We start from the raw sequence: 19887 nt of genomic DNA, 5'->3' as shown, positions 1-19887 counted from the left end.
GGCGGTCAGTCGCTGCTGGCCGGGGTGACCTTGCGGACGTAGAGCAGCCGGTCGCCGGCCTCGATGGCGTCGGCCTCGGGCGCGTCCACCCGGTAGAGCCGGCCGCCGCGCACCAGGCCGAGCACGATGTCGGGCAGGTGCCGGGGCGAGCCGCCGATCTCGTTCGGCTCGACCTCGCGCTCGGCGATGGCCAGGCCGGTGTCCGGGGTGAGCAGGTCCTCGACCATGTCCACCACCAGCGGGGTGGCCGTGGCCATGCCGAGCAGCCGGCCGGCGGTCTCGCTGGAGACCACCACCGAGTCCGCGCCGGACTGGCGCAGCAGGTGCACGTTCTCGGCCTCGCGCACGGCCGCCACGATCCGGGCCTTGGGCGCCAGCTCCCGCGCGGTGAGGGTGACCAGCACGGCCGTGTCGTCCCGGTTGGCGGCGACGACCACCGCCCTGGCGCGTTCCACCCCGGCCACGCGCAGCACGTCGTTGCGGGTGCCCGAGCCCTGCACGGTGACCAGGCCGGCCGAGGAGGCCGCCTCCAGCGCGGTCTGGCTGGTGTCCACCACCGCGATGCGGCTGGGCTCGACACCGTCACCGAGTAACGCGCTGACCGCGGAGCGGCCCTTCGTGCCGTACCCGACGACGACCACGTGCTCGCGCACCTTGGCCCTCCACTTCTGAATCCGGAACGCCTGGCGGGAACGTTCGGTGAGCACTTCCAGTGTGGTTCCGACCAGGACGATCAGGAACAGCACCCGCAGCGGGGTGATCACCAGGACGTTGACCAGCCTGGCCGCGTCGCTGGCCGGCGCGATGTCGCCGTAGCCGGTGGTGGACAGCGACACCGTGGCGTAGTAGACGCAGTCCAGCAGCGTCAGGCCGTCGCCGTTGGCGTCCCGGTAGCCGTCGCGTCCGATGTAGACGATGGCGACGGCGGCGGCCAGCGCCAGCGCCGCGCCGATCACCCGGCGCACGATCGCGTTGACCGGGCTGACCGAGACGTCGGGCATCCGGATCACGCCGACCAGGGTGTGGTCCGGCCGGTCGGTGAGCCGGGCGTTCGGGCTTGACCAGCGTCCGATCATGCTCGGTTCGCCTCCTGTTCCCGCCCGGGTTCGGGCCGCGCCGAACCGGCCAGCCCCAGCTCCGCGGTGATCCCGGCGGGTTCGGCGGCCGGGGTGCGCAGCCGGTCGGGCAGCAGCCGCCACAGCCTGGCGAGCGCCTCGGCACCACGCAGCAGCACGGGCAGCACCACCCGTTCGTTGGGGGCGTGAATCCGGTCATCCGGCAGGGTCGCACCGAAGTAGACGACCGGCACGTCCAGCCAGGCGTGCAGCAGCGCGGCCGGCCCGGACCCGCCGGTGCGGCTGAACAGCACCTCCTGGTCGAACGCGGCGGCCAGGGCGTCGCGCACCGCCAGGGTGGCCGGGTGGTCGATGTCCACCGCGTAGGGCGGCACGCCCGAGCCGTGGAAGACCACCTCGGCGGTGACGCCGGGTGGGGTGTGCTCGGCCACGAACCGGCGGATCAGCTCCTGGACCCGGTCCAGCTGCTGGTCGGGCACGAGCCGGCAGGTCAGGGCGGTGCTGGCCTGTCTGGGCACGATGGTCTTCACGCCCGGCCCGGTGTAGCCGCCGTGGATGCCGGTGATCTCGGCGGTGGGCCGCACCCAGGTGCGTTCCAGGGTGGTCCAGCCGGCCTCGCCGGTGGCCGCGGTGACCCCGTCGGCCGGGCCGGCCAGCCAGGCCGCCTCGTCAAAGGGCAGCCGGGCGAAGTGCTCGCGCTCCAGTGCGCTGGGTTCGCGCACGTCGTCGTAGAAGCCGGGGATGGCGATCCGGCCCTGCTCGTCGTGCACGGCCGCGACCAGCCGGGCCAGCGCGATGGCCGCGTTGGGCACGCCACCGCCGAAGCGACCGGAGTGCAGGTCGGAGTTTCCGCTGGTCATGGTGATGGTGGCGGTGATGTGGCCGCGCTGGCCGGTGCACACGGTGGGTGCGGAGCGGTCGAACAGCGGGGTGTCGGTGAACACCACCAGGTCGGCGCCGAGTTTGGTGCGGTGCTCGGCCAGCAGCGTGGCGATGTGCGGCGAGCCGGACTCCTCCTCGCCCTCCACCAGCAGCTTGAGCGTGACCGACGGCGCGGTCTGCCCGGTGGCGGCCAGGTGGGCGCGCAGCCCGAGCAGGTGCATGGCCACCTGCCCCTTGTCGTCGCTGGCGCCCCGGCCGAACAGCTCCTCGCCGCGCACCACCGCCTCGAACGGCGGGTGCTGCCAGTGCTCCACCGGGTCGACCGGCTGCACGTCGTGGTGGCCGTAGACCAGCACGACCGGCGCGGCCGGGTCCTCGGCGGGCCAGCAGGCGTAGACCGCGGGCAGGGCCGGACCGGTGTCCCAGACCTCGACGGTGGGCCAGCCGTCCCGGCGCAGGGCGGTGGCCAGCCACTCGGCCGAGCGGGCCACGTCCGCGTGGTGGGCGGGGTCGGCCCCGATCGAGGGAATGGCGATCCACTCGCACAGCTCGGCCACGAAGTCGTCGGCGAGCCCGTGCACGGCGCTGCGCTCCGGACTGGCCGGCTCCGAACTGGTCTGTTCTGGGCCGCTGGTCGGTTCTGGGCCGGCCTGCTCTGGGCTGACGGTCACGCAGGAGCAGGGTAATCGAACGGACCCGCGCTGACACCAGCGCGACACCGGCCACATCCCGGAAAACTGTACCGTCCAGACGGTATAGTTTCGGGCATGGCAACGACCAACGCGGTGATCCCGCACGTCCAACGCCGGTGGGCCGCCCTGGCCGTGCTGGTGGGCTCGGTCCTGCTGCTCGCGATCGACGGCACCGTGCTCCACCTGGCGGTGCCGGCCCTCACCCGGGACCTGGCGCCCACGGCGACCGAGGTCCTGTGGATCGGCGACGTCTACTCGCTCACCCTGGCCGGGCTGCTGGTGCCGGCCGGCACCATCGCCGACCGCTTCGGCCGGAAGAAGGTGCTGCTCATCGGCACCGCCGCGTTCGGGATGGCCTCGGCGCTGGCGGCCTTCTCCCCCAGCGCCGGCACGCTGATCGCCGCCCGCGTGCTGCTCGGCGTGGCCGGCGCGACGATCATGCCCTCGACGCTGTCGATCATCCGCAACCTGTTCCCCGACGCCCGCGAGCGCACCAGGGCCATCGCCATCTGGTCGGCCGGCTCTGGCGGCGGCCTGGCGCTGGGGCCGCTGGTCGGCGGCGCGCTGCTGGAGCACTTCTGGTGGGGCTCGGTGTTCCTGGTCAACGTGCCGGTGGTGGCCGTGTTCCTGGTCGCGGGCACCCTGCTGCTGCCGGAGTCGCGCGACCCGGCACCGGGCCGGTTCGACCCGCTCTCGGCCGGCTTGTCGATCGCGACCGTCACCCCGCTGGTCTACGCGGTCAAGCACGCGACCGGTTCCGGCCTGGACGGCTGGACGCTGGGGACCGCGCTGGTCGGCCTGGCCGCCGGCACGCTGTTCGTCCGGCGGCAGCGCCGGCTGGCCACCCCGATGCTCGACATCGGGCTGTTCCGCAACAGCGCGTTCAGCGGCGCGGTGCTGGCGGACTTCATCGCCGTCTTCGCCCTCACCGGCCTGCTGTTCTTCTTCTCCCAGTACCTCCAGCTGGTGCGCGGTCTCGACCCGCTGGCGGCCGGGCTCACCGAGCTGCCGGCGATGATCGCCGCGATGCTGGTCGTCGCCGTGGTCGGCGTGGTCGTCACCCGGCTGGGCACCGGTCGCGCGGTGGCCACCGGCCTGGCGCTGGCCACGACCGGCCTGGTCCTGGTCTCCCTCGCCGAGGGCGCCCAGGGCTACCTGTGGCTGGTCCTGGCCCTCGTACCGGTCGGACTGGGCGTGGGGCTGGCGATGACGCTGACCGCCGACGCGGTGGTCTCGGCGCTGCCGCCGCGCCGCGCCGGCGCCGGCTCGGCCATCCACGAGACCGCCTACGAACTCGGCACCGCGCTCGGCATCGCGGTGCTGGGCTCGGTGCTGACCCTGTTCTACCGGGCGGGACTGGACGTGCCCGACGCGGTGCGCCCCGAACTGGCCGACTCGGCGGCCTCGGCGCTGGCCGTGCTCGACCCGACCTCCGAGCTGGCCGAGGCGGTGCGCACGGCGTTCACCTCGGCCATGCAGACCACCGCGCTGATCGGCGCGGTGATCACCGCCGCGGCGGCCCTCGTCGCCTGGCGCGCCATCCCGTCGGGTAGGAAAGGGCCCTCGGCGGGCGGTGGGAGCGCGCCAGAAGAGGAGTGAGACATGGCGCGCAAGGCCGGGCGCACACCGGAGGAGACCCGCCGGGCGCTGCTGAACGCGGCCAGCGCCGTGATCCGCACCCGGGGGATCTCCGCCAGCCTGGACGAGATCGCCCGCGCGGCCGGGGTGTCCAAGGGCGGGCTGCTCTACCACTTCGCGACCAAGGACGACCTGGTGCGCGCCCTCGCCGAGGACCTGATGGAGTCGTTCCGGGCCGACGTGGTCGCCGCCGTCGACCCGGCCGACCAGGCCCCCGGCCGGCTCACCCGCGCCTACATCAGGGTCTCCCTGGCCGGCCAGCACGACGAGACCGCGGTGCGGGAGAGCGTCGCCCTGGTCACCCAGCTGCACAACTGGCCGGAGATCGTGGACCTCGCGCGCGCCGACGCCCGCCGCTGGACCGAGGACCTGCGCGCCGACGGCCTGCCCGACCACGTGCTGTCCCTGGTCATCGCCGCCGCCGACGGCGCGAGCGCCACCCCGCTGTGGGGCGGTGCCATCCCCGAGGGCGCGGCTCACCTGCTGGAGCGCCAGCTCCTCCGGCTCACCCGGGACCAGCGGCTCTGGCAGCACCTGGAGCTGGACCCCGCGGCGGGGTAGCCCGCGCCGGCGGCGACGCCCCCCGGGGGACGGGATCGGGCGGCGGGTGCGCGGATGCGCCGGTGCCGGTGCGGCTGAGCAGCGAGCACTCGGCAAAGTCCGATTTTTACGCGACTCTGAGTTGCCCAGGGACCACTCGAACGAGTGGGTCACTACACGGTGGGCTGAGTTCTGCAAACGATCGGCCGGCGAGCACCGAAATCCTCATGTGCGGACACCGTCGATCCCGGTCCGGAACCGGGCCACCCAGCACCCCCGCCAACGTCCCTGCCGGCGACCGCCCCGGCATGGCCGAACAAGGAGGACGCCAGCATGACCACCGGCCATGTGTGGTGGTGTTCAGCCATGGACGGGCTGGCCCACGCGATCCCCGCCGACCAGACAGCCGGCACCGAGGACGGGTTCTACCAGACCGCGTGCGCCCTGCTGCTCACCGAGACAACGGTGATGAAGGGGGGCGGCCAGAGCGTGTGCCCGGCCTGCCGGGCCGCCGTGGCCGGTGACCCGGCCGGTGCCGGCGGCTAGTCCCGGCCGGTAGGCCCGACTCAGCAACCCGACTCAGCAGGCCGGCCCGGTAGGCCCGGTCCAGCAGTCCGATTCAGCAGGCCGGCCCGGTAGGCCCGGCTCAGCAGCCCGGCCCAGCAGTCCCGGCTCAGTAGTAGAGAACGTCCCAGTGGTTGCCCTCGTCGCAGTACAGGTTGCCGGACAGCGCCTGCCACTGCCCGTAGCCGTCGGCGCGCCGGCCCACGTAGCTGAAGCTGCCGCGGATGTAGTTGTCCAGGCAGGGGTTCTTGCTGAGGTCGAGCTTGTAGCCGGCCCAGTGGCTGTGCGGGTTGGCCAACGAGTGGCCGGCCTCGGTGCCGCCGCTGACGTTGACCGGACAGCCGCTGGCCTCCTTCAACGTGATCACGCCGTCGATCGTGCCGGAGTTGACCTGGTCGAACGAGGTGCACGCCGGGTTGTCGCGGTCGGTGCAGCCGCCGGTGGAGTTCCAGGTGACGCCGGCGTCGAGGAGCCGCTCGACCGCCTCCTCGTGGGTCAGCTTGTCGCCGCTGGCGCTCGCGGCGGGTGCCAGCGCGAGCACGGTGCCCAGCCAGGTGGCGGCGGTCAGGCAGCTGGCGGCGGTCAGGGCGGGGGTGGCGGGAATCGCGTGCGCGCTCATCCGATCTCCGTCCGTTCTCCGTGGTTCGGCGGGTCAGCGGCACGGAGACCCGGAAACCGGGTACCGGCGCAACCGCGGCGCGGATTTCACTCCTCCGGCGGTCACCGCATCAGGCGGGTTGACCAGCCGGATGGGAAAGATCACAGGCCGACCGCACCGCAGGAAAGGCGTGCACGTGACAGCGGTTCCTCCCGGCATCGGCCCCGCTCAGCCGGGTCGGACGGGCCCCGGAGCCGCCCCGGGGCGGCACTCGTCGCAATCGCGGCGATGCAGGGACTTATTCGTAATCTGCATATGAGGTATCCAGCGCGACCACTACGCTGAGCACCGGCAGGAACACGTACCGCCCGTTCGTTGTTCAGCAAGCGTCGTTGAATCTGCAACAAAATTAGGATGCCGAGTGCAACCGCTCCTGAAGCAGGCCGTCGCAGCCCTTGGCTGGCGCGGGCTCCTCGTGCCCGACGTCGCCGTGCTCGGCCAGCAGGTGTCCGCCGTGGTGCGGCTTCGCCGGGACGTGCACACCTGGCGCAGCCGCAACGGCTGGCCGCCCCAGGCTGACCCGTCCTGGTTCCGCTCCTGGTTCGAGCCCGACCGGCACCGCCACCTGCCGGTCGCCGCCGTCGAACTGGTCGGTGTGCTGGTCAACGCGCCCGCCGCGGACCGCGCGTTACAGTCCTGCGGCACGCTGATGACGCTCGCCCCGTGCGTCGTGGTGCTGCCGGAGACCCCGCCGGTCGGCTCGTGGTCGGTGATCGAACTGGACTACTACGGGGTGGGTGTGGTGGCCGCGGACCGCGCGCGGCGCTCGGCCAACCTGGTGGTGCCACCCGAGGACCGGTCGGCCGAGTTCGGCCCGTCGCTGTTCGGCCGGTGGCTGCTGGAGGTGCTCTACGACCGGGTGGTCGAGGCGCAGCCCACCGACGTGACCACGCTGGCCAGGGAACTCCGCGCGCGCCTGACGGCCGAGGTCAACGGCCCCGAGGTCACCGCGCAGGGGACCAGCGCGCCCGGAGTCGACGCCTCAGGGGTCAACGCTCCGGAGGTTCCGGCCCCGGGCGGCGGCGCGCCCGGGGTCAACCGGCAGGCCGAGGCCGGTCACAGCTCCGGCTGGGTCGGGTAGGTCAGCCGGTAGGCGTCCCAGCGCAGTTCCTCGGCGTCCCACTCCACGCCCTCGCCGGGTTGCAGCGCCCGCACCACGCCGAACGAGTGCGGCCAGCGCCGCACCGCGTCGGCCAGTCGCACCAGCACGTACGCGTCCACCGACAGCTCGTCCTCGCCCGGGCCGACGAACGAGAAGCCCTCGTCGTCCCGCTGCACGTCGGTGAGCAGCGCCTCGCCGGTGACCACCGCCCGCTCGACCACGGCCGGGTCCTCGGCCGGCAGGTCCTCCGGCCAGGCGCTGTCCGCCAGGTCCGCGCAGCTCAGCTCGGCCTGGTTGGACAGCGGCGCGATGTGCCAGCCGTTCTCCGCCCAGTTCCACACCGCGGTCTCCCCCGGCTGGACCATCCGCAACACGGCCACGTGCGGCCAGGCCCGCACCACGTCGCCGAGGGTGATCTCCTCCACCAGCTCGCGGGCCTCGCCCGGCCCGTCGAAGCACCAGTCCCCGGCCTCGGTGCGGGTGACCCGGACCAGTGGTTCGCGCAGTTCGACGAGGTCCACGGCAATGCTGGCCGGGGTCTCCGGCGGACTGGCCAGCTTCCAGCTTGCAGGGCTGTGCATCGCCCGATCCTTGCACAGCCGCGCCGATCGCGGACCCCACCAGCCGTTCCCAGTCCACGCCTTGCCCGGCACCCCCGGCCTCCGCCCCCGCCGGCCTCAGTCCACGGTGGGCACGCCCCGGATCAGCGCACGCAACCCGTCCGCGTCGAGCAGGTCGGCCGGCCGCAGCGTGCGGTTGTGCCGCACGTAGTGGAACGCCGCCCGCACCGAGGACACCGGTGCCCCGGACAGCGCCGCCCAGGCCAGCCGGTAGGCGGCCAGCTGCACCGACAGCGCGGGCAGCCGGTCCCGGTCGGGCAGCGCGCCGGTCTTCCAGTCGACCACGGTCCACCCGCCGTCCGGGTCGGCGAACACCGCGTCCATCCGGCCCCGCACGGCGATGCCGTCCACCTCGGTCTCGAACGGCACCTCCACGTCGTGCGGCATCCGCTCGGCCCAGTCGCTGGCCAGGAACGCGGCGCGCAACCGGTCCAGCTCGCTGTCCGGGGCCGCGCCCTCGTCGGCCGCGCCGGGCAGCTCGTCGATGTCCAGCAACCGGTTGGCGCCGAAGCGCTTCTCCAGCCAGGTGTGGAACGCGGTGCCGCGCCGCGCCAGCGGGTTGGGTGGGAACGGCAGTGGCCGCCGCAGCCGGCGGGCCAGCGCGGCCGGGTCGGCGGCCAGCTCCACCAGTTGGCTCACGGACAGCTGGTCGGGCAGGGCCACCCGTTCCCGCCGACCCGCGCCGGCCCGCTCGGCCAGCAGCACGTCCACGTCCCTGGCCCAGCCCTCGGGGTCGTCCTCGGGCAGGTCGAGCCCCGGCGAGGTGAACTCCTCGGCCAGGACGGAGTCCCCGGGCGGGACGTCCCCGAGTGAGAGGTCCCCGAGTGAGAGGTCCCCAGCCACCACGTCGTCCGGGGGCAGGCCGTCGTCGGGCGGCTCGTCCGGGGGGAAGTCCTCGGGTGGCTCGGGCGGCAAGTCGGCTTCGGGCGGGTAGTCAGCTTGGTAGTCGTCCTCCGGCGGGTAGTCGTCGAACGGCTCCGGCGGGAAGTCCTCGGGCGGCTCCGGTGGTTCCGGCGGTTCCGGCGGCTCGGCCGCTGCGGTTTCAGCCAAGCTGGCGTCGGCCAAGCCGGCGGCGGGCCGGTCTGCGTCAGGCGGCTCGGCGTCAGGCGGCTCGGCGTCAGGCGGCTCGGCGTCAGGCGGCTCGGCACCGGGCGGCTCGGCGTCGGGCAGCTCCGCCAGGGCGGCCAGCACCAGGTCGGCGCCCTCGGCCACGGCGGCCCGGCGCGAGCCCAGCGGGTCCACCGGCCAGCGCGCGGACGTGGTCACCTCGGCCAGCGGGTTGGGCTCGCCCTCGACCGGCGCGTCGGCCCACACGTCGACCACGCCGATGTCGGCGGTGAGCGCGCCCCTGATCTCGGTGAGGAACGGGGACGGGCCGCGCGGGTGCTCGCCGGTCTCGCCCCACCAGTGGCCGGACATCAGCAGGGTGCGCTCGGACCGGGTCAGCGCGACGTACAGCAGCCGGCGCTCCTCGACCAGCCGGCGCTGCTCGAACTCCTCGGCGTGCGCGGTGAGCGCGTCCTCCAGCTCCTTGCGGTTCTCCGCGCCGGTGAGCCGCAGCTGGGGCAGGTCCTCGGCGTCGCCGTGCAGCTCCGCGGGCAGCTCGGTGACCGAGCGCAGCCAGCAGGAGGACTTGCGCCGCCCCGGGAACACGTCCTTGACCAGGTGCGGCACGGCCACCACCTGCCACTCCAGGCCCTTGGCCGCGTGCATGGTGAGCACCTGCACCCGGTCCTCGGCCACCTCGACCTCGCCCGGCTCCAGGCCGTCCTCGGCGCGCTCGGCCGTGGTCAGGTAGTCCAACAGGGACGGCAGGGTGGCGGACGGGCTGGCCGCGGCGTACTCGGCGACCACGTCGGCGAACGCGTCCAGGTGGGCGCGGCCAACGCCGCCCGGCCGGGCCATCGCCTCGATGTCCAGCAGCAGGGTGCGTTCCACGTCGGCGACCAGCTCGGGCAGCGGCTGGTCCAGCCGGCGGCGCAGCGCGGCCAGCTCCCAGCCCAGCCGGCGGATGCGCCGGTAGCCCTGGGCGGAGTAGCGCTCCGGCTCGCCCGGGTCGTCCAGGGCGTCCACCAGGCCGGCCTGTTCGGCGTGTTCGCCGGGCAGCGCCTGGGTCAGCGCCACCAGCGGATCGTCCACTCCGGACTCGTCCACTGTGGACCCGGTGCTGGTTCGGCCGCCGCGCCCGGCCAGTTCGCCGGCGCGCTGCCACAGCGCGGCCAGGTCGGCGGCGGACAGCCGCCAGCGCGACCCGGTGAGCAGCCGGGCCGCCGCCGTGCCGGCCAGCGGTTCCACCAGCACCCGCAGCGCGCTGACCAGGTCGCGCACCTCGGGCTCGTCCAGCAGGCCGCCCAGCCCGACCACCTCGACGGGCAGGCCGCGGTCGCGCAGCACCGCGGCGATGCCGGCCATGTCGGCGCGGCGGCGCACCAGCACGGCCGCGGTGGGTGGGCTGCCCTCGGCCGCGACCGCGGCGTGCCACCGGCTGGCCACGGCGTCGCCCAGCCAGTCCAGTTCGGCGCGCACGTCCGGCAGCAGCGCGCAGTGCACGTCACCGGGGCCGGCGCCGTCGCGGGCGCGCAGCTCGTCCACTTCCAGGCCGGCCGAGCGCAGCGGCCCGGACACGGCGTTGGCCAGCGCCAGCACCTCGGGCGGGTTGCGGAAGCTGGTGAGCAGCCCGTACCGGCGGGCCGGCACCACCTCGCCGGCCCTGGCCACCGGGAAGTCGGTGGTGAACCGGGGCAGGTTGGCGGCGCTGGCCCCGCGCCAGCCGTAGATCGCCTGCGCCGGGTCACCCACGGAGGTGACCGGCAGCGGCGGGTCGTCGGCGCCGCCGAACAGCGAGCGCAGCAGCACCCGCTGGGCGTGCCCGGTGTCCTGGTACTCGTCCAGCAGCACCGCGCCGAACCGGTCCCGCTCGCCGCGCACCACCTCGGGGTGTTCGCTGGCCAGCCGCGCGGCCAGGGACATCTGGTCGGCGAAGTCCATGGCGGCCTCGCGCCGCTTGCGCTGCGCGTAGGCGTCCAGCAGCGGCAGCAGCGCCGCCCGCAGCCGCTGCGCCGCGATGATCTCGCGCAGCCCCACCGGCAGGTCCGCGCGCTGGCGGGGGGCCCTGGGCGCGTTCTCGATCGTCTGGCACAGCCAGCTGGCGTGCGCGCGCAGCCGGTCCGGGTCGACCAGGTGCTCGCCCAGCTCACCGGCCAGCGCGAGCAGGTAGTTGGTGATGGTGGCCGGCACCTTGTCGGTGTCCAGGTCCTCGGTCCAGGTGCTCACCACCCGGTGCGCCAGCTGCCAGGACGCGGTCTCGGTGAGCAGCCGCACGCCGGGCTCCACCGGCAGGCGCAGCCCGTGTTCGGCGACCAGCCGGCCGGCGTAGGCGTGGTAGGTGAGCACGGTGGGTTCGCTGGTCAGCACGGCCGCGCGGCGCTCACCGCTGGGGTCGAGCCGGTCCAGCAGGCCGGAGCCGGCCAGCCGGCGCAGCCGGGCCCGCACCCGCTCGGCCAGCTGCCTGGCCGCCTTGCGGGTGAACGTCAGGCCCAGCACCCGGTCCGGGGTGACCAGGCCGTTGGCCACCAGCCACACCACCCGGGCGGCCATGGTCTCGGTCTTGCCGGCGCCGGCCCCGGCCACCACCAGGGCGGGTTCGGCCGGCGCGGCGATCACCGCCGCCTGTTCCGGGGTGGGCGGGTGCAGGCCGAGGGCCGCGGCCACCTCGGCCGGGCTGACCAGGGCGGGTTCGTCGCGCTCGTGGTGTTCATCGCGCTTGTCGGCGAGCAGTGTCACTGCGGCACCTGTCTCCCGGACGGGTGCAGCGGGCAGCTGGTGCGGGCCGGGCAGCGCGGGCAGTCGGGGTTCTCCACCGCGCTGTACTCCGGGCCGACGCACGCCGAGCCGGCCTGGCGGACCGTGGCCAGCCAGGTCTGGGTGCTGGCCTCGTCCAGTGCCGGTTGGACGCGCTCGGCCGCGCCGGTCCGGCGGTCGGCCTTGGCCACGTACAGCAGTCGGGCGCCACCCGGTTCCGGCGCCAGGCCCAGGCCGGTGAACGCGCCGAGCGCGGCGGCCAGCTGGTAGACGGCCAGCTGCGGGTGCGCCTCGGCCTCACCCTTGGTGACCGGGGTCTTGGCGGTCTTGATGTCCACCACCACCGGCCGGCCGGCCGCGTCGGTCTCCAGCCGGTCGACCCGGCCCTTGACCCGCAGCCACGGCCCGCCCGGCCGGCCGTCGGGCGTGGTCTCCGGCGGGATGTCCACGGACAGTTCCTGCTCCACCGCGACCTGGTCGAGTTCGCCCCGGCTGCGGTCCTGCCAGTCGAGGAAGGTGTCCAGCATCCGCTCCACCCGCTGGCGCTCCCGGCGGGAGAACCACGGCGCGCCCGCGTCCACCGCCGCCCACGCCTCGTCCAGCTTGGCGCGCAGCGCGTCCCGGTCGGCGCCGCTGGCCGCGGCCTGGGCCAGGGCGTGCACCAGGGTGCCGGTGATCGAGGCCAGTTCGGCCGGGTCCTGTCCGCCGTGCCGCTCCACCATCCAGCGCAGCGGGCACTTGGTCAGCACGTCGATGGTGGACGGGGACACGTTGACCCGCTGCCCGCGTGTCCACAGTGGAGTGTTGCTGGACGCGGCCGGCAGTCCGTACCAGGAGTTGGGGTGCGCGCCGGGCACGCCGGCCTTGGCCAGCCGGGCCAGCTGGGTGGCCGCGCGCCGCCGCCGGTCGGTGGGCTCGCCCGCGTCGCACACCACCCGGCGCAGCTCCCCGACGAGTTCGGCCAGCACCAGGCCGCGTTGCGGGGTGAACACCGGTCGGGGCGTGGCCTGCGGGTCGGCGGCCAGCCCGTCCAGCTCGTCCAGGAACCGCGACGGCTGTTCCTCGTCCCCGCGCACCGCGCTGACCAGCAGGGTGCGCCGGGCCCGGCTGGCCGCGACCAGCAGCAGCCGGCGTTCCTCGGCCAGCAGCGGCGCCGTGGCCGACACCGGCGTGGTCGCCGGGTCCACACCGGACAGCAGGTCCACCATGCGTTCGACGCCCAGCAGCGAGCCGCGCAGCCGCAGGTCCGGCCAGGTGCCCTCCTGCACGCCGGGCACGGCCACCACCGTCCACTCGCGACCGGCGGCGGCGTGCGCGGTGAGCACCGCCACCGCCTCGCCGATCGGCGCGGCCGGCGCCAGGGTGTCGCCCACGATGTCCTGCGCGGCCAGGTAGTCGGCGAACTCGGTGACGCCCGCGCCGGGCAGCCGGTCCGCGTACTTGGCGGCGGCGTCGAACAGCGCGACCACCGAGTCCAGGTCCCGGTCGGCCTGGGCGCCGCCCACCCCGCCCCGGCCGGCTTGGGCCACCCAGCGCGGTTCCAGGCCACTGGCCTGCCACACCCGCCACAGCACCATTTCCACGCCAAGGCCCTCGGCCAGCGCCTGCCTGGCCACCGCCAGCAGCCCGGCGATCCGGCGGGCCGGCTCGGCCTCGGCGTCCTCCAGCGCGGCCAGCACGTCCACCGAGGTCAGCACCTCGACCAGCAGGTCACCGCTGGCCCGGTCGCCGCCGGCGGCCAACTCCAGCCGGCGCAGGCCGCGCCGCAGCCGGCGCAGCGCCAGCGGGTCGGCGCCGCCGAACGGCGAGGCCAGCAGCATGGCCGCGGTGTCCTCGTCCAGCGCCTCGGGTTCGGCGGCGCAGCGCAGGATCGCCAGCAGCGGGCGCACCGCGGCCTGCTGGGCCAGCGGCAGTTCGTCGGCGGGCACCGCCACCGGCACGCCCGCGGCCAGCATGGCCCGGCGCAGCACCGGCAGGGTGTTCGCGGTGGACCGGACCAGCACGGCCATCTCCGACCACGGCACGCCCTCCAGCAGGTGCGCGCGGCGCAGCTGGTCCGCGATCCAGCTGGCCTCCTGCGCGGTCGAGGACAGCAACCGCACCTGCACGCTGCCGGTTCCAGTCTCCTGTGGACTGTCCGGGGTGGACTCCCGGGTGGGCGAGACACCGGGCAGCCGGGCGGCCAGCCGGCGCACCGCCGTGGCCACGTTCGGCGCCATCCGGTGGTTCTCGGCGAGCACCACCGTGCGGCCCGCGCCCGGGTCGGCCTCGACCAGCAGCCGGGGATCGGCGCCCCGGAAGGAGAAGATCGCCTGGTCCGGGTCGCCGGCCAGAACCAGTTCGCCGGTCCTGCCCTCGTCCCCGGCCAGGGTCCGGATCAGCGCGAACTGGAGCGGGTCGAGGTGCTGGGCGTCGTCCACCAGCAGGTGCCGCACCCGGGCCCGCTCGGCCGCCAGCAGCTCCTCGTCGTTGTCGAACGCCAGCAGCGCGCTGGTCACCAGCTCGGCCGCGTCCAGCGCCGGCCCGCTCTCCCGGCCGGCCTCGAACCCGGCGAGCAGCGTGACCTCCTCGTACTGCACGCCGAACGTGCCGGCCGCCACCCACTCGGGCACCCCGTGCCGCTCGCCGAGTTCCCGCAGGTCCTCCGGCCCGAGCCCGCGTTCGGCGGCCCGCAGCAGCAGGTCCCGCAGTTCCGCGGCGAAGCCGGGCAGCCCCAGCGCCGGCCGCAGCCGCTCCGGCCAGTGCGGGGCCCCCGCCTCGATGTCACCGGCGAGCAGTTCGCGGATCATGGCCTGCTGCTCGGGCGCGGCCAGCAGCCGGGGTGGCGCGGTGTCGCGCAGCACGGCCTGGGCGCGCAGCACCGCGAACGCGTACGAGTGGACGGTCCGCACCAGGGGTTGCCGGACGGTGCGCAGCGTGTCGCCGTGCTCGCCGTCCGCGTCCCCGGTCAGCAGCCGGGTGATCCGGGCGCGCATGGCGTTGGCCGCGCGCCGGCTGGCCGTGAGCACCAGCACGTTCTCCGGGTCGGCCCCACCCCGCAGCACCCGGTCGGCGGCCACCTCGGCCAGCAGCGTGGTCTTGCCGCTGCCGGGCCCGCCGAGCACCTTGAGGAACCCGCCCGGGCTGTCCAGCACCTGGCGGGCAGCCGCCGACCAGCGCGGCCGGGGCGAAGCGCCCACCGGCCGGCGGACCAGGAGCGGCGCCACAGTGGGCGCGGAAGCGGTGGGTGGCACGCGTGCGATAGAACCACGCTGCTCCGACAGCCCAGCGCCCGGGCACACCGCCCGACCCTCGTCGCGGGTTACCCGAGGGGTCCGCAAGGCCGCACCCGGACGGGCGCTACCCAGGTCCTAGCCAACGAATCGACCGATCAGGTAACGCACCACATCGCGAACCGGAACCTCGTCCTCAAAACGACCAGCCCGGTCCTCGAACAACATTTTCCCCAGATCTTCGGAAACAACCGCCGAGATCTCGCGGTCCCCGCACGAAAACGTCATCCACCAGTTCCACAACGCACCGGCCGGCGGCTCAGTCGCCGGTTCCACCTCGACGGTCACCCTGTTCTCGCCCATTTCGCGGACGGTGACCGAGGACAACCACTCGTCGCACAGCGCGGAGATCTCCGGGAGCTGCCGCCGCCACCTACCTAGCCCTGCCATGCCCGCCACACCTGGGCCCTGAGTTCCTCCGTGTAGAACTCCACCTCAAGGGCGGTGGTGTCAACGGTGAACCCCTCGCGTCCACTGTCCTGGTTCTTCCAGTACAGCAAACTGGAAAGCAGCGCGTTTCCGTACGTGGGTTCAACTCCCGTCGGCAGATAATATCCAATCTTGTCCAGCTCAACAGCGCAGAACTCAAGAGTTATCATCACGGGGATGCTGTCGTGTCGAAAGTCAAAGAATATCGACATGTGCTGCTTGCCCGGGAGGAACCGGATAGCCGTCACCGAGGCGTCATTCCGCAGATCGACGTCTCCCAACTCATCGAGTGTCACGTCGATGAGTGATGTTCCGCTCCGCAGTGGACTGATCCCCGAGAATCTCACCGGGCGCCACGTCTCAGCCAATGTTCGCTCCCTCACCCGCGTCAGAAGTTGGCATGCCGCCAGGGCAGCTCGTCCTCGCTGAACAGCACGGTGAAGACCGACGCGGGAACCTCTCCGTGCCAGGGACGGAACTCGGCCACCGTCGCCTCGACATCCGCGGCGCGCAACAGCGTCACCCCCGCATCCCGCAGGATCGCGAAGACGCGGGCGGCTTCCGGCGGGTTACCAGGCCACGGTCCGGTCCGCACGTGCGCGCGCTCGGCCAACTCACGATCGGGCGGAACGTAGATGAGCAAGGCGAACGGCCCGACCCCGGACAGCCACAACAACCACGTCCCCCCGCCGGGTCGCGGCGTTGTCAACGTGTAGGCGTAGCTGACGTCGTCGGGGCCGGTCCAGTCCTCCGCGCGCAGGAAACTCCGCAGCTGATCGATCGCGACACACCACGGCGGGAGGGCCGGCGTTTCGGCGTCGGCATCCTCGGGGTCAGTCCGCACGCCCAGCAGTGCCCACAGCCAGTCAAAGCAAGACCGATCACGCGGCGGGTCAACGAAGAAGCCGTAGTCGGGATTCTGGAGATCGCCGTAGGCGCGCCGCGCGTGCACCAGGATCTCCGCCAGGTCAACGCCCCCGGTCACCGGTGCCTCCACCGCCGAGGAGAGCGACGACGTCAGCCGCCATCCCCTGCTTCCACGCGATCAGGTCGCTCCGCCCCGGTTCGATCCGGGCCAGCCGAGCACGCAGCTTCCGGAGCCCGCTCCGGTCGAGCCCGCCCCCGTGCAATGCGGTGTGCTGGATGCCCGCCAGGTCGGCGTCCACTTCCACCAGTCGCGCCCAGTTCTCGAACTCGACATCGTCATCCGGTTGCGGCGGTGACGGCGCCCGCGTACCGCCGAACACGGCGGCCAGGACATCCACCCGATCGCTCATCAGAGCTACCTCGTCTCCAGTTCCGCCAGCAGTTCGCGGGCGTTCATGTCGCCCCAGGTGGCGCCGTGCTCCAGCACTGCTCGCGCCTCGTCGATCCGCCCCCGGTCGACGAGGAAGTAGCCGAGCGCATAGCTCCAGCCCTCCTCGTCGTTGTCGAACGCCGCCCAGAACTCGCGCTCGCACGCGGCCAGGTCCTCTTCGTGGTCCCAGAGGAACCACGCGTACTTCTGGTGCGCCCGTGGCGCGTCCAACTCGATCGCTCGCTGGAACAACTCGCCGGCTTCGCCTGTCCGACCCACCGCCGCGTAGGCGGCAGCGAGTGCCGTGTACACGGCGGGTTTGTCCGGAGCCAGGTACTTCTCGCCGACCTCGATCGCGGTTTCCGGGTCGTCCAGGTCGTCCTCGTAGAGGTGGATCAGGTTGCTGGGGGCCAGCACGTCACCGAAATCCGCGGACCTGCGCAGCACCTCGGCCGCCTCAACGAACCGCTTCTCGTCGCGGAGGAACACGCCGTAGTCGTTCAACGCGGACAGGTCACCGTGGCCGAGGGCTTTGCGATACGCGTCCTCGGCTGCTCTCGACTCATCGAGTTCCGACGCGATCGAGCCGAGCAGGCTGTACAGATCGGTCCGCCCGCGCCTGATCGCCCGCTTCACGACCTCCAACGCCTCACGCGGCTGGTCGCTACCGAGCAGGGCGTAGGCGAGTTCCCGAGGCGCCGAGCACTCACCGGCTGCGACCGCCGCGCGGAGCACCTCAATCGCCTCAGCGTGCCGGTCCGCGTGACGCAGGTCTTCGGCTCGACTCGTCAGCGGCTCATCCTCGTGCACGGCTGCCCCTGTTCCCCAGACTGACGCCCTGGGAATCATCGACGCCGATGCCCCGCCGCTCCAAGCGATTTCCCGCCGACCTGACCAGGGGCGATCCCGGGCGCCGGGACAGCGGGGCACGTGCCGGGTGGGAACCGGAGCTACCTAGGCGCCGGCGCGCGCCTTCTTGAGGACCTCGAACACGGCGAAGTAGTTCTTGTCGCCGTGGCCCTCGGCGATCGCCTGTTCCGCGATCTGCTGCGCCAGCCTCGGCAGGTCCACGTGCACGCCCTGTTCCACGCTGGTGCGCGTGATGTGCTCCAGCGCGGTGCGGTTCATCTCCAGCGAGCCGAGGTCGCCCGGGTAGTTGCTCCGGTCGAGTTCCTCGGCCTGCGCGAGCAGGGTGGCGTCCACGACCGTGGGCAGGAACCAGTTGACCGCCAGGTCGGCGAACGTGGCCGCGGGCACACCCGCCGAGCCGACCAGGGCGGCGGCGTGCAGGAACCCGTTGATGCTGGTGTACATCAGGTCGAGCAGGGCCGTGTTGTACAGCACCGCCCGGCCCGGGTCGGCGCCGAGGAAGCGCGGGTCACCCAGGGACGCCAGCGTCGGCCGGTGGGTGGTGAAGACGCCTTCGGGGCCGCTGTAGAGGAAGACCGCACCGGGGGTCCCGACCAGCGGCGGCGGCACCATGATCGCCCCGTCGAGGTAGTCGAAGCCGGTCCGCGTCGCCCACTCGTCAGCCGCGTGCGCCTCGGTGGGGGTGCCGGAGTTGAGGTTGATCAGGGCGCGGCCCCGCAGTGCCTCCTCGGCGCCGGCGAAGACCTGGTACATGGTGTCGTAGTCGTTGAGGCACGTGATCGTCAGCGGGCTGGCCAGCACGGCGTCCGCCACGCTCGCCGCCCGGTGGGCGCCCTTGGCGACCAGTGCGTCGGCCTTGGCCGCGGTGCGGTTCCACACGGTCAGCGGGTGTCCCTGGGCCAGCAGGGCCTCGGCGAGCGCCAGCCCCATCGGGCCGAGTCCGACGACGGTGACGGCGGCACGTTCGGTTGTCGACTGTGTTGTGGTCATGCTGGGACGCTAAGTTCTCACATCGATGTGAGAGTCAAACCTCGTCCTCATGGTGGTCGTCACATGCGCATCGGGCTGCTGTCCCAACGAACCGGAGTGAGTCAGCGCCTGCTGCGCTACTACGAGGAGCAGGGGCTGCTCAACCCCACGCGCCGGCCCAGCGGCTACCGCGAGTACGACGAGGAGGACGTGCGGCGGGTGCAGAACATCCGCACGCTGCTCGCGGCGGGGCTGGGCACCGAGAGGATCGCCGACCTGCTGCCGTGCATGACCGACGTGAACAAGCGGCTGGCGCCGGCGTGCCTGGGCGTGCTTCCCGGCCTGGAGGAGGAGCGGGACCGGCTCACCAACGCGGTGGCCGAACTCATCGCCGCCCGCACCGCGCTGGACGCCCTGATCACGGCCGCGCCCGAGGAACCGGACACGTGCCTGCTCGACGGGGACGAGCCGGGCGGCGCGACCGCGGACGAGCCGTTCGACGTGGACACGCCCGCCACGACCACCACCACGCCCAGGTCGGCGCTCCGCCTCCGCCGCTGATCCCCGGCCCCGGGCTACCTCGCCTCACTGCTCAGTGGGCCGCCAGCGACTGAACTGAACCGGGGGCAACTGATGTCCAGGTTGATCCAGCGCAGTTCCGCGGTGGCACCGAATCCAGGAATGCGAAGCTCCTCGTGGAGGGGCACACGCAGGAACCGGTATCCGGCGAGCAGAAAGCCGACCACGTGGTTGACGAGATCCACTTCTGACAGCGGGCTGCGCTTACCTGTTGACCGGCGCCCGGATTCGGCGTACCGCCGAGCAGGGCTCTCCGGATTGGCCTCGAACTCGTAAAGAACGCTGATCCCGCGCACTCGGTCGATGGACAGGAACCCCTGACTCTCTTCGCACGTGACGGTCAGCGTGGACGTCCTGCTGCCTGGCGGCTGGCCCCGCAGCTCCCGCTGTAGGACGGCTGGCGGATGTACAACGACGGTCAGCCGGCACTCGCGTGACAAACCGGCCATCGTGGCGTTGACGGTGGCAGCGAACGCCTCAACCCAGTGCCGCGACTGTTCGGCATTTGTTCGCTCCCGACAGCCCATCGGTTACCCATCGCTCCTGCAACGATGTGGCAGGAAGGCTTCCCATTCAATCACGCACGCCGCCGGAAGCCGGACTTCAACCGTGACCAGAGCAGCCTGAACCCCGGGCACAGCTCTGGCTCTCCCCACGGATCGGCGAATTCCTGCTCCCGGATCACTTCAGCTGCTTCGTCTGGCGGCAACCACCGAAGCCGCAGCCATTCGCCGTACCACTCCAGTTCTCCGGTAACTAATTCCGAGTAGGCATCTTCGCCCTCCGGGTATTCGACCTCGACGTGTTCCCACTGGTCATCGGCACCCTCCACCCGGCGAGCCAAGACCAAGTTCGCAACCTGCCCAGTGGGGCGGATATCTCCCACTTTCCTTACCAG

19 protein-coding genes are annotated in these 19887 nt (G+C 73.0%); 5 read left to right on the top strand and 14 right to left on the bottom strand.

The window, feature by feature from the left end:
* Window positions 1-5: 5 nt before the first annotated feature.
* Both LX83_RS29070 and LX83_RS29065 read right to left on the bottom strand, forming a co-directional pair.
* Window positions 6-1076, bottom strand: coding sequence for a potassium channel family protein (locus LX83_RS29070; protein WP_253777055.1), 1071 nt, complete (start codon window positions 1074-1076; stop codon window positions 6-8).
* Window positions 1073-2629 (bottom strand): dipeptidase, encoded by a 1557-nt coding sequence (locus tag LX83_RS29065; protein WP_253777053.1) that lies wholly within the window; start codon window positions 2627-2629, stop codon window positions 1073-1075. The genes LX83_RS29070 and LX83_RS29065 overlap by 4 nt, the downstream gene beginning before the upstream one ends.
* 96 nt (window positions 2630-2725) lie before the next feature.
* Between LX83_RS29065 and LX83_RS29060 the strand changes: the two genes are divergently transcribed.
* The 3 genes from LX83_RS29060 (at window position 2726) to LX83_RS29050 (ending at window position 5374) form a co-directional block, all read left to right on the top strand.
* Window positions 2726-4249, top strand: coding sequence for an MFS transporter (locus LX83_RS29060; RefSeq protein WP_253777051.1), 1524 nt, complete (start codon window positions 2726-2728; stop codon window positions 4247-4249).
* Window positions 4250-4252: 3 nt separating this feature from the next.
* Complete coding sequence (locus tag LX83_RS29055) at window positions 4253-4849, top strand: TetR/AcrR family transcriptional regulator (protein ID WP_253777049.1); 597 nt, start codon at window positions 4253-4255, stop codon at window positions 4847-4849.
* Window positions 4850-5161: 312 nt separating this feature from the next.
* Window positions 5162-5374: a hypothetical protein gene (locus LX83_RS29050; RefSeq protein WP_253777047.1), complete on the top strand. Its 213-nt coding sequence runs from the start codon at window positions 5162-5164 to the stop codon at window positions 5372-5374.
* 127 nt (window positions 5375-5501) lie between these two features.
* On the opposite strand, the gene LX83_RS29045 is transcribed toward LX83_RS29050, so the two are convergent.
* Window positions 5502-6011, bottom strand: coding sequence for a hypothetical protein (locus LX83_RS29045; protein WP_253777045.1), 510 nt, complete (start codon window positions 6009-6011; stop codon window positions 5502-5504).
* Between the two features lie 400 nt (window positions 6012-6411).
* On the opposite strand from LX83_RS29045, the gene LX83_RS29040 reads away from it, so the two are divergent.
* On the top strand, window positions 6412-7131 hold the full coding sequence (locus LX83_RS29040) for a hypothetical protein (protein ID WP_253777043.1): 720 nt from the start codon (window positions 6412-6414) through the stop codon (window positions 7129-7131).
* Here the strand turns inward: LX83_RS29040 and LX83_RS29035 are convergent.
* From LX83_RS29035 to LX83_RS28995, 9 genes are all read right to left on the bottom strand, one after another.
* The gene (locus LX83_RS29035) at window positions 7107-7733 is read right to left on the bottom strand and encodes a hypothetical protein (RefSeq protein WP_253777041.1); all 627 of its coding nucleotides are present in this window, start codon (window positions 7731-7733) and stop codon (window positions 7107-7109) included. The two genes, LX83_RS29040 and LX83_RS29035, sit on opposite strands and share 25 nt — an antisense overlap.
* Window positions 7734-7829: 96 nt before the next feature.
* Complete coding sequence (locus LX83_RS29030) at window positions 7830-11555, bottom strand: ATP-dependent helicase (protein ID WP_407649690.1); 3726 nt, start codon at window positions 11553-11555, stop codon at window positions 7830-7832.
* Window positions 11552-14806: an ATP-dependent helicase gene (locus LX83_RS29025; RefSeq protein ID WP_253777039.1), complete on the bottom strand. Its 3255-nt coding sequence runs from the start codon at window positions 14804-14806 to the stop codon at window positions 11552-11554. The genes LX83_RS29030 and LX83_RS29025 overlap by 4 nt, the downstream gene beginning before the upstream one ends.
* Window positions 14807-14923: 117 nt before the next feature.
* A complete protein-coding gene (locus tag LX83_RS29020) occupies window positions 14924-15148 on the bottom strand; it encodes a hypothetical protein (RefSeq protein WP_253777036.1) in 225 nt (74 codons plus the stop codon).
* Between the two features lie 74 nt (window positions 15149-15222).
* Window positions 15223-15642, bottom strand: coding sequence for a hypothetical protein (locus LX83_RS29015; RefSeq protein ID WP_253777033.1), 420 nt, complete (start codon window positions 15640-15642; stop codon window positions 15223-15225).
* 20 nt (window positions 15643-15662) lie between these two features.
* Complete coding sequence (locus LX83_RS29010; RefSeq protein WP_253777031.1) at window positions 15663-16259, bottom strand: hypothetical protein; 597 nt, start codon at window positions 16257-16259, stop codon at window positions 15663-15665.
* Window positions 16243-16551 (bottom strand): hypothetical protein, encoded by a 309-nt coding sequence (locus LX83_RS29005; protein WP_253777029.1) that lies wholly within the window; start codon window positions 16549-16551, stop codon window positions 16243-16245. The genes LX83_RS29010 and LX83_RS29005 overlap by 17 nt, the downstream gene beginning before the upstream one ends.
* Window positions 16552-16556: 5 nt before the next feature.
* Window positions 16557-17381, bottom strand: coding sequence for a tetratricopeptide repeat protein (locus tag LX83_RS29000; RefSeq protein WP_253777027.1), 825 nt, complete (start codon window positions 17379-17381; stop codon window positions 16557-16559).
* A 144-nt stretch (window positions 17382-17525) separates the two neighbouring features.
* Entirely contained in the window at window positions 17526-18431 is a 906-nt protein-coding gene (locus tag LX83_RS28995) for an NAD(P)-dependent oxidoreductase (protein WP_253777025.1), read from the bottom strand.
* A gap of 63 nt (window positions 18432-18494) precedes the next feature.
* On the opposite strand from LX83_RS28995, the gene LX83_RS28990 reads away from it, so the two are divergent.
* Complete coding sequence (locus LX83_RS28990; protein WP_308204070.1) at window positions 18495-18971, top strand: MerR family transcriptional regulator; 477 nt, start codon at window positions 18495-18497, stop codon at window positions 18969-18971.
* Between the two features lie 14 nt (window positions 18972-18985).
* On the opposite strand, the gene LX83_RS28985 is transcribed toward LX83_RS28990, so the two are convergent.
* Window positions 18986-19516, bottom strand: a complete 531-nt coding sequence (locus tag LX83_RS28985; RefSeq protein WP_253777024.1) for a hypothetical protein — start codon at window positions 19514-19516, stop codon at window positions 18986-18988.
* Between the two features lie 50 nt (window positions 19517-19566).
* A complete protein-coding gene (locus LX83_RS28980; protein WP_253777022.1) occupies window positions 19567-19821 on the bottom strand; it encodes a hypothetical protein in 255 nt (84 codons plus the stop codon).
* Window positions 19822-19887: the final 66 nt, after the last annotated feature.

Origin of the sequence: Goodfellowiella coeruleoviolacea, assembly GCF_024171785.1 — a bacterium.
Taxonomy (GTDB): domain Bacteria; phylum Actinomycetota; class Actinomycetes; order Mycobacteriales; family Pseudonocardiaceae; genus Goodfellowiella; species Goodfellowiella coeruleoviolacea.
This window is presented reverse-complemented; position numbering and strand designations above follow the sequence as displayed.